Source organism: Candidatus Kryptonium thompsonii (assembly GCF_001535985.1).
Classification (GTDB): domain Bacteria; phylum Bacteroidota; class Ignavibacteria; order Kryptoniales; family Kryptoniaceae; genus Kryptonium; species Kryptonium thompsonii.
In genome coordinates, this window is sequence record NZ_CZVS01000002.1 from 39,654 (window position 1) to 49,854 (window position 10,201).

Consider the following 10,201-nt stretch of genomic DNA (forward strand, 5'->3'; position numbering starts at 1 on the left):
TATTTTTAATGACAACAGCTTAAAAATTCATCATTTCCACCTTGTTTAACCTCGATTTTCTCATATTCAGCAAAAACTTTCTGCACAGCCTTTACCCCATCACCAAGTTTAAACTCATCAAAACCAACTTCTGCCAACGCCATCTCAAGCGCAGAAATTACACCGACGATGTCAATTTCATCATAATACCCAAGGTGAGAAATTCTAAATATTTTATCCTTCAAATGCTCTTGTCCGCCTGCAACAGTAATGCCATATTTGTATTTCAAAACTTTCTGAAACTCTTTTTTGTCAATTCCATCAGGGAAATAAACTGCAGTTACAGCGTGTGAAGGTGGATTTCCAAAAAGTTTCAACCCAATCGCTTTACATCCTTCCCTCACAGCTTTCGACAGCTTTTCATGTCTCTTCCATATATTTTCAAGCCCTTCGTCTTTTATCATTTTCAAAGCGACATCAAGAGCAACTATTAAAGCAATTGCTGGGGTCCACGGTGTATCACCATTTTGAAGAGCTTTCCTTGCTTTTTTCAGGCTGAAATAATACTTCGGAAGATTTGACTTTTCAACCATCTTCCAAGCCTTCTCGCTCAACGCTATAAATGAAAGACCAGGCGGTATCATCAAGCCTTTTTGCGAACCTGTTATCACAACATCAAGCCCCCAATCGTCCATATAAAGTTCATGCGCCCCGACGGATGTGATTCCATCAACCACAATAACCGCATCCGAATTTTCATGGACAACTTCAGCCAACTCCTTTACATCGGTGAAAACACCCGTTGATGTCTCGCTATGCGTTACAAAAACTGCTTTCACATCTCGATGTTTTTTCAATTCATCTCTAACTTCTTCAGGTGTGACTGCCCTACCCCACTCGATTTTAATCTCAATTGCATCAACGCCGTAAGCACGACATATCTCCCCCCATCTCTCGCCGAACTTCCCACCATTTACAAATATTGCTTTATCTCCAAACGATAAAAGATTAGCAACCGCCGCCTCCATCGCCCCAGTTCCACTGCTTGTCAAAGTGTAAACATCTTGTTTGGTCTGAAAAAGATATTTCAAATTCTCATTAACTCTTGAAAAAATTTCGATAAACTCAGGATTACGATGATGAATTATCGGCTGTGCCATTGCAAGTGCAACATTCTCTGGAATTGGCGTCGGCCCAGGTGTAAAAAGTCGTTTCTTCATCCCACACCCTTTTGTTTTTTAAGGAAAATAAAAAATTTTTTCAATCCTTGTCAAGAGTTTTTAAAAGATTTTCGAGTCCAGATTTTTTCAGGACATCAATAGCCTTATAATCAGTCAAATCAAAATGTATCGGCGTAACTGAAATATAATTATTCTGCACAGCGGTATGATCAGCGCTTAGATCGTCAACTTCATAATTTATGAATTTGCCAGTAAGCCAATAGTATTCCCTCCCATTAGGGTCTCTACGAAGATCAAAATAATCATCCCAAAAAGCGGAACCTTGATGAGTTACAAGAACCCCCTTTATCTCGTTTTCTGGAACAGGTGGAATATTAACATTCAAAAGTGTGCCCTTTGGCAAGGCATTTTTAAAAACAAATTCCGCAAGTTTAACGGCAAATTTTGCAGCAAAAGTAAAATCCGGATTGGGTGCATATGTGGCAAGCGAAATCGCAATTGATGGTATCCCAAGTATTGTCCCCTCGGTCGCAGCTGAGACTGTGCCAGAATAAATTATATTGATTGATGTATTAGTTCCGTGATTTATTCCAGAAATTAAAAGATCAATTTTTTTATCTTTTAAAAGCGCCTTGACGGCAAGCTTCACTGCATCAGCAGGCGTCCCATCAACAGCGTATCCGAAAAATTCACCATTTTTATAAAATGGGTTAACTCTTAAAGGATATTGAACCGTTATCGCATGACCAACTGCGCTCATTTGTTTCTCAGGTGCGACAACTGTTACATCAGCAATTTTTTTAAGCTCTTTCACAAGCAAATAAATACCTTCAGAATTTATACCATCATCGTTCGAAACAAGTATGTGCATTTTCACCTTTTAAATTTATTTGCGTTTTAGCCTACTTTTGTTTCTTTAAATTCTCTACTTTCTTCAACTCTTCATAAGCTTCTTTTCTATCAGGATTTATCTCTGCTGCCTTTTTCAAAATCGCCTCAGCATCAGCAAATTTTTTCATATTTGAATAAACAACACCAAGATAAATATACTGTTCATAATTCAACGGGTTATAATTTATTGCCTTAAGAAATGATTCAACAGCATTATCATAAAGTTTAAGCTCATTATAAACCTGACCAAGAAGAATTCTAATTATCCAAAAATCATTTCTTTTCGAAAGAGCAGATTCAAGCACTGTCTTAGCTTCAGACCAGTTGCCCTGCGCTTTGTAAATGTCAAAAAGACGCACATAGGCGGGAACAAAATTGGAATCAAGAGAAATCGCTTTTGAAAGGTAAACTATCGCCGGATAAAAGTCACCATCTTTGAAATATTCATTCCCAAGCACATAATTTGCAAGTGGAAACCTTGGTTCAACTAAAACAGCTCTTCTGACGGCATCAAGCCCACCAACTTTGTCTCCAGATGTTAACTTCCTCAAACCCTCACGATATAACTCAACCGCTTCAGATGATAAATTTTGTTGCTTTACAAATATCATACCATGCAAAACGCCAAGTCGTCGTATAAGCTCATCATCTGTTAACTTCACCAATGCTCTCGCAATATAATTCCTGCTTTCGAGATAATTTCTCTTTAGGTAGTTATCAACTGCTAAGAAAATTTCATAATATGGTTGGGGCAATAGAGATGAATTGTTCAAAAGATTTACAAGAAATTTTTCTTCAAATAAAGTTCCACGATTTTTAAGGTTTGAGATGCAAACACGTTGAAATATATTGTAATCTTTCTCAACCCCAAAAATCCTCAAATTTGCAAGGACTGTATCCGGCAATACAAATTCAAATTTAGTCGTATCAGGGTTATCCCAAAACGATTCGGAAGTAAAAGCATAAGCAAGAGCATCGATTATAAGACGATATTTGAAATTTAACCCACTTTCAGTGTTGAGCCATGAGATACTTTTAATATCAAGACGATATTTTTCAGCTTGGACTTCATTTTCAAGTTTTTCAAAGTATCCATTCGCACGCGATAACATTGCAAAGACAAGTGTATCAGAAAGAACATTTAGTTTCGGAGTTAGAACGGAATTAACATAATTTTGAAATTGAACCTTTAAACTATCATACTTCACTAATTTATCCTCTGGTTCCATCGCTGAAGCAACGACGGAATTAAACTTGTCAACAAGTGCAACCAAGATGTTATCCAAAGATTTTATACATTTCTCGCGCGCATCTTTATAAAACGAAAACTTTTTTGCCTCTTCATTTGCAACGAGTTCAAACAAAACATCCGCTGAATTTTGATAGTTTCCATCATTGTAAAGTTTAATTCCATCCTGATAAGTTTTAAACGCTTTAGAATAACCCGCCCATAAATTTTCGGGCACCTTTACCTCTGCTGATTCTACAACTTTCTCCGAGATCGGATAAACAATTTCAAACGGCTTTTCGATTTTAAATTTCTTCTCAAATCCAACTATCAACCCTACATTTTCACCAATCTTTAAAAGATCATAAACCTCAGGATAGTAAACATTGCCATCTTGGCGAATTAAAACTTTCGATGTAAACTCTTGAGCAAACTCTTCATCAATTTTCCAGTTTCCTTCCGGCAAACAGACGAAATAATAATATCCTCCCTTTGCCACATCAACATCAGTGAAATTCTCCTTTCCCCCCTCAACAGAAAATTTAACAGTTACATACCTCTCCCCCCTTAAAATCGTTTTTTCCCGAACTTTCAAAGTGACACTTTGCGGAAAAACGACATAAAATGACAAAATTAAAAAAAGGGTTATAATTAGCACACGTTTCATCATTGTGCCTTTTTTTATTTTTTGTTCTATTTGAAATTATGAAAACTCACCTTTAAAATCAACTCGATTTAACGCGTCCTCTAAACTTCTTGAAAAAGTCACAAAAGTGTGATAAATTATTTTAATTTAAAATAAAAGGTGAAAGAAAAATGATTGAATATGTCAAAGCAAATGTAAGAATTCCAGATTATCTTTATCCAAGGAAGGGTTCTGCTCAAATGTTTAAAAATAGATTTCTTGAAGCGTTAACAAAAACGCATCCGTTAACGCCATTTATTGTATATTTCCCTGTGGTTTTATATTTGATTTTCTACTCATTAAATAAATTAAACTTTAAGTTCATCATCGCTGGTGGACTCTTCGTAGGTGGAATTTTCTCCTGGACACTTGCGGAATATCTTTTGCATAGATTTCTATTTCATTTCCAACCAAAAACAGAACTTGGTTTTAAAATACAATTTATGATTCATGGAGTCCATCACCAATATCCAAGTGATCCCAAGCGTTTAGTTATGCCCCCAGCGGTTAGTTTAATTTGGGCAGTTATCTTTTGGCATCTTTTTAAGTTTTCAATTGGAATTTACACTTTTGCATTCTTTCCAGGCTTTGTGGCAGGATATATAATCTACGATATGACACATTACGCAATCCATCATTTCAAACCACCTAAGAACAGACTTCGCTACCTTTGGAAACATCATTTACAACATCACTATAAAGCGCCTGATAAATTCTTCGGAGTTTCTACCCCAATATGGGATTATGTATTTGGGACAAATTAAATAAATATCTGGGTGGGCACCATTTGTGCCCACCCGAAAATTATTTTAACTACTCTTTATAAGTATCAATTTGAGCTCTTTGCAATCTATCGCTGTAATCAATATAAACTGTTTTAATTTCGGTGAAGAAATCGAAAACAGTCCAACCACCTTCACGGTGCCCGTTGCCTGTCTGCTTAACTCCACCAAAAGGAAGATGCGTTTCAGCTCCGATCGTCGGAGCATTTATATATGTTATCCCAGCTTGAATATCTCTTATCGCTTTGAACGCCTTATTAACATCCCTTGTGTAAACTGAAGACGACAATCCATAACTGCTATCGTTCAATACCTCAATTGCTTCCTCAAATGATTTAACCTTTATAACACATAAGACAGGGCCGAAAATTTCTTCCTGCGCTATCCTCATCTTCGGGTGAACATCGACAAATATCGTCGGAGCATAAAACCAACCCTTGTCATACTCTCCACCCGTTAATCTATGCCCACCGATTAATAACTTAGCACCTTCTTGCTTACCGATTTCAACATACTGATGAATTTTGTTAAGTTGGGCCTCGTTTATAATAGGACCCATCTCTGTTGACTCATCAAGCCCATTTCCAACTTTTAACTTTTTGACTCTTTCAACAAGCATTTCAATAAATTGATCATAGATCGCCTCATGCAATATCAATCTGCTCGTTGCCGTGCATCTTTGTCCCGAAGTTCCAAAAGCACCCCAAAGAACACCATCAAGGGCAAGTTCAAGATTTGCATCCTCAAGAACTATCTGCGCATTTTTACCGCCCATTTCAAGCGAAACGCGTTTTAACGTATCTGACGCTTCCCTTGAAATCACCTTTCCAACCGCTGTCGATCCAGTGAAACTAATTAAATTAACATCGGGATGCTTTACGATCGCCATTCCAACTTCATTCCCTCCACCATGAACAAGGTTAACAACACCCTCGGGAACTCCAGCCTCCTCAAGAATTTGAACGAGCGTCGTCGCTGTTTTCGGTGTGTCAGATGCAGGTTTAAATACAACGGTGTTTCCAGCAACAAGAGCCGGGAAAATTTTCCATGTCGGGATAGCCATTGGGAAATTCCATGGCGTTATAACCCCCGCAACTCCAACGGGAAGCCTGATCGCCATAGCAAATTTATTCGGCAACTCCGATGTGGTTGTATAACTAAATAATCTTCTACCCTCACCAGCTGCATAATATCCAGTATCAATTCCCTCCTGAACATCACCTCGGGTCTCAAGCAAAATCTTTCCCATCTCACGCGTCATCTCGCGTGCAATTTCTTCTTTGCGTTGAACAAGTAAATCAGCTGCTTTTTTAACTATGTCAGCTCGTTTCGGTGGCGGAACAAGTCGCCAAGATTCAAATGCTTTCTTTGCTGCTTTTACAGCTTCTTCAACATCTTCAGGTCCGGATTTCGGGAATACGCCTATCAAATCATCCCAATTTGCAGGATTTCTGTTTTCAAATGTTTTGCCAGATTTCGCATCAACCCATTTTCCATTGATGTAATTTTTGAAGACCTCAGCCATGTTGATTTTCCCTTTTTGTTTTTACATGTAAAATAGATTTATTTTTCAATCCCAATTTTCTCAAAGATGAAATCGATCTTTTCAAGCACACTTTTATAGTCAAAAATTTTGTCAATTTCTCCATCGCTCATATATCTTGAAATTTCCTGATCCTCTTTCAAAAGCTTTGAAAATTCCTCACCCGTCCTCCAGCACCTCATCGCGTTTCTTTGAACAAGTTCATATGCTTTTTCACGCGCCAAGCCCTTCTGAATAAGTGCAAGCAAAACCTTCTGCGAAAAGATTAAACCATTTGTCAAGTTTAAATTTTTAAGCATTCTCTCCGGATAAATGAGAAGTTTTTCAATTATATCAATCATCTCATTGAGCATGAAATCAAGAAGCGTCGTGCTATCCGGGATGATTATCCTTTCAACTGAAGAATGAGAAATATCCCTCTCATGCCAAAGCGATATATTTTCAAGTGATGCCAAAGCGTTTGCCCTTATAACCCTTGCAAGCCCGGATATCCTTTCACATCTTACTGGATTTCGTTTATGGGGCATCGCCGATGAGCCTTTTTGCCCTTCAGAAAAATATTCCTCAACTTCTAAAACTTCAGTTCTTTGCAAATGTCTTATCTCGGTTGCAAATTTTTCAAGCGATGACGCAACGATGGCAAGCGTTGTTAAATATTCTGCGTGTCTATCCCTTTGAATTACCTGCGTTGAAATTGGCTCAACTTTTAGACCAAGTTTCTCACACACATATTTTTCAACAAATGGAGAAACATTATCATAAGTTCCAACTGCGCCAGCAATTTTACCATACGATATATTTTCAACTGCTCTTTTCATTCGCTCAATGTTCCTCTTCGTCTCCTCATACCAAAGTGCAAATTTAAAACCAAGCGTTATAGGCTCAGCATGAACCCCATGCGTTCGCCCAATCATCACAGTGTATTTATGTTCAATCGCTTTCCCTCTTAAAACCTGAGCTAATCTTTCAAGGTCATCAATTATAATCTCACCTGCCTGCTTCATTTGAACAGCAAGACAAGTGTCAAGAATATCAGAAGATGTCATCCCATAGTGAATATACTTTGCGAATTCGCCGACATTTTCAGCAACATTTGTAAGAAAAGCGACGACATCATGCTTTACCCTTTCTTCAATCTCAAGAATACGATTTATATCAAATTTTGCCCTGCGTTTTATTTCCCCAACAGCCGATTCTGGCACAAGCCCAAGCTTTGAATGAGCCTCAACAGCAAGTATCTCGATCTGAAGCCAAATGTTGAACTTATTCTCATCTGACCATATTTTCTCCATTTCGGCTCTTGTGTACCTTGGAATCATAACTACATTCCTTATGATTTTTCAAGTTTTAGTTTAAGTCCAATCGTTTTCCCGTCGCGTATAACTTTAAAGTTCAAAACATCCCCAACTTTCGCTGTTTTAATTATTTCAATCAGCGACTGCTCATCCTTTATAGGCTCACCGTTGACTTCAACAATTAAATCACCTTCTTTAAAGCCAGCCCTTTGAGATGGGCTTCCCGGAGATACATCTGTGACAATTACACCTTCAGCCTTTGGAAGATTAAAATATCTCGCAAGGTTTTCGTCAATGGTTTGAACTTTCATCCCAACTCTGAAATCGCGATCAATTTTACCTTTCTTAATTAGTTCATCAATTATCGCCTTTGCTCTATTTATAGGGATGGCGAAACCAACACCAACATTGCCCTGATTTGGCGTGTAAATAACAGTGTTAATTCCTATTACTTCGCCCAACGCGTTCAAAAGCGGTCCACCACTATTCCCACTGTTAATCGCAGCATCCGTTTGAATCATATCTCTATAAACCCTTCCTTCAACCGAATGAAGATTCATCTTAACCGCACTTATCACACCTACTGTGACTGTCGGTTTATTCCCAAGCTCAAATAAACCAAATGGATTGCCCATCGCAATTGCCCATTCACCGATAATGACATCGTCAGAATTTCCAAGTGTAAGATATGGCAAATTCTTTTTTGCATCAATTTTCAAAACAGCAATATCAGACACAGGATCCCTACCCACAAGCCTTGCTTTGTATTTTTCACCCGTTGAGAGGGTCACAACTATTTCTTTAGCATTTCCAACCACATGATCATTTGTAACGATATAACCATCTGGCGAAATTATAAATCCTGAACCAAGACTTCTGACCGGAACGCGATATTTAAACCTATCCCCAAAGAAATACCTGAAAAACGGGTCATCCTCAAAAAATCTGAAAAATGGGTCGGTATACTCTTCAATTGCAGTGACATTTATCCCAACAACGCCGGGGCTTGCCTTAGCAACTGCTTTTGTTATAGCGTTATGTCTCTCATCGTAAATGTTCTGTACAACATCATAATGAAGGTTTTCAGCGTGATTTGATGACTCTTGATAAATCTTTTCAGCCGTTGGTAAATCTCTAAAAGAATTTTTAGCCTTTCCTAAAAGCGAACTTACAGAATAGCCAATAAGCATTCCAACAACAAGAACCGTAATAAAGCCAAGCCATAAAAATTTTGCGTTATGACCTCTACGCATCGCTTTTTTGAAATTTGTTTTGTAAAATTTTGCCCTCCTTGATAAGTTGAAGAAGCGGTTTAAGATGCTTTATAAAGATCAATGCTGAAATTGAAATAACGAAAACGAGTAAAGTTTCATCACTTACCTTCACATAACTTAACGAATTAAAAAACTTTAAAACGGGAATCATTATGACTGGTGTAAAAACAGTTGCCCATATATTCCCAACATGAATATTGTGAACCTTAACATAAGCAATCACCCACAATATACACCACAAAAAAATTAAATAAGGATTAACAACTGCGAAAACACCAAGCGATGTCGCAAGCCCACGACCACCGTAAAAACTTATCCAAACGGAAAAATTATGTCCAAGGATAGCCGAAAACCCCGATATCAAAGTTGTAATCTCATCCCCACCAAGCAAAACTTGCGAAACTTTAACTGAAAAAATACCTTTTAAAATGTCAATCAAAAGAACGGAAATCCCAATCAAAGCCGAGCCAGAAACTTCATATGCATTTAAAGCCCCGACATTCCCACTTCCTGCTTTACGAATGTCAATCCCTTTAAATGTTTTAACAAAAATAAAAGCAGTCGGAATCGAACCTAACAAATACCCAATCAAAAAACCACCAAAATATCTGATCATGACAATCCAGAATAGGGTTGATTCAATTTTAATGCTTCTCTTTACAAAAGTTAATAAAACAAATCTACATAACCAAAGGTTTTAAACTTGCACGAAATTGTAAAAATCTTGTCTCTTATTTTCAATGTATAATTGATCTTACAGAAAAAGGTTAACTCCCATTGTTTTCGCACTTTTTGCAAGACCGAGAAAAAGTAAAAAGACGGGATAAAAAGATTGTCAAGTACAGGCATCTCACAAACCGCTCTTACTTCAAACCCCTCTCTATTTATAGAGAGGCTTGGGGGTAAGTCACCTCAACATACCTATCATTCAAACTCACCTTGTTTATTAACTCCGCTTGGCATCCATCGCCTTCCCAAATTCAACTGGCTTTCAATTTGCTCTTTCTAAGTTAAAACGATAATTGATAAACCACCGAAAATCCAAGTTTTGTAACAGGCAAATTTTCACCTGTAATTGAAATCCCACTATACTCATATTCCTCCTCCGGTCCATAAATCGTTCCCAACTTACACCATAAAGATAAAGGTCCAGATTTGTAATTGACATAAGGTAGCAGTGATAATCTATTTCTTGATCCCTCAAAGAATTCGCCGTCTATCTTTAATTTTGTTATAGATGTATATACAACGTCAACCCCAAAACCAATTGAAGCTAACTTTGATAAACCAACTTTATATCCACCACCAACTGCTAAAATAATGTGATCCCCCCAATCAATGGT

General features: G+C 37.6%; 9 protein-coding genes. 1 reads left to right on the forward strand and 8 read right to left on the reverse strand.

Features of this window, described 5'->3' with window-relative positions; translation table 11 throughout:
* Window positions 1-5 precede the first annotated feature (5 nt).
* From AWW78_RS00390 to AWW78_RS00400, 3 genes are read right to left on the reverse strand one after another with little or no spacing between them, the layout of a single operon-like run.
* Window positions 6-1,199 carry a pyridoxal-phosphate-dependent aminotransferase family protein gene (locus AWW78_RS00390; RefSeq protein ID WP_047133717.1) on the reverse strand — a complete coding sequence of 398 codons (1,194 nt, stop codon included), beginning with the start codon at window positions 1,197-1,199 and terminating at the stop codon, window positions 6-8.
* A 40-nt stretch (window positions 1,200-1,239) separates the two neighbouring features.
* Window positions 1,240-2,031, reverse strand: a complete 792-nt coding sequence (gene surE, locus AWW78_RS00395; RefSeq protein ID WP_047133718.1) for a 5'/3'-nucleotidase SurE — start codon at window positions 2,029-2,031, stop codon at window positions 1,240-1,242.
* A 31-nt stretch (window positions 2,032-2,062) separates the two neighbouring features.
* Window positions 2,063-3,949 carry a tetratricopeptide repeat protein gene (locus AWW78_RS00400; protein WP_075427016.1) on the reverse strand — a complete coding sequence of 629 codons (1,887 nt, stop codon included), beginning with the start codon at window positions 3,947-3,949 and terminating at the stop codon, window positions 2,063-2,065.
* Between the two features lie 146 nt (window positions 3,950-4,095).
* Here AWW78_RS00400 and AWW78_RS00405 point away from each other — a divergent pair, with 146 nt between their 5' ends.
* Entirely contained in the window at window positions 4,096-4,728 is a 633-nt protein-coding gene (locus AWW78_RS00405) for a sterol desaturase family protein (RefSeq protein WP_047133720.1), read from the forward strand.
* Between the two features lie 49 nt (window positions 4,729-4,777).
* On the opposite strand, the gene AWW78_RS00410 is transcribed toward AWW78_RS00405, so the two are convergent.
* The 5 genes from AWW78_RS00410 to AWW78_RS10450 form a co-directional block, all read right to left on the reverse strand.
* Window positions 4,778-6,271: an aldehyde dehydrogenase family protein gene (locus tag AWW78_RS00410; RefSeq protein ID WP_102134794.1), complete on the reverse strand. Its 1,494-nt coding sequence runs from the start codon at window positions 6,269-6,271 to the stop codon at window positions 4,778-4,780.
* Window positions 6,272-6,309: 38 nt separating this feature from the next.
* On the reverse strand, window positions 6,310-7,608 hold the full coding sequence (gene purB, locus AWW78_RS00415) for an adenylosuccinate lyase (RefSeq protein ID WP_047133722.1): 1,299 nt from the start codon (window positions 7,606-7,608) through the stop codon (window positions 6,310-6,312).
* An 11-nt stretch (window positions 7,609-7,619) separates the two neighbouring features.
* On the reverse strand, window positions 7,620-8,837 hold the full coding sequence (locus AWW78_RS00420; protein ID WP_082359526.1) for a S1C family serine protease: 1,218 nt from the start codon (window positions 8,835-8,837) through the stop codon (window positions 7,620-7,622).
* Complete coding sequence (locus AWW78_RS00425) at window positions 8,830-9,474, reverse strand: glycerol-3-phosphate acyltransferase (RefSeq protein WP_047133723.1); 645 nt, start codon at window positions 9,472-9,474, stop codon at window positions 8,830-8,832. Before AWW78_RS00425 ends, AWW78_RS00420 begins: the two co-directional genes overlap by 8 nt.
* Window positions 9,475-9,868: 394 nt before the next feature.
* Window positions 9,869-10,201: hypothetical protein (locus tag AWW78_RS10450; RefSeq protein ID WP_047133724.1), on the reverse strand; the 333-nt coding region annotated here is incomplete at its 5' end.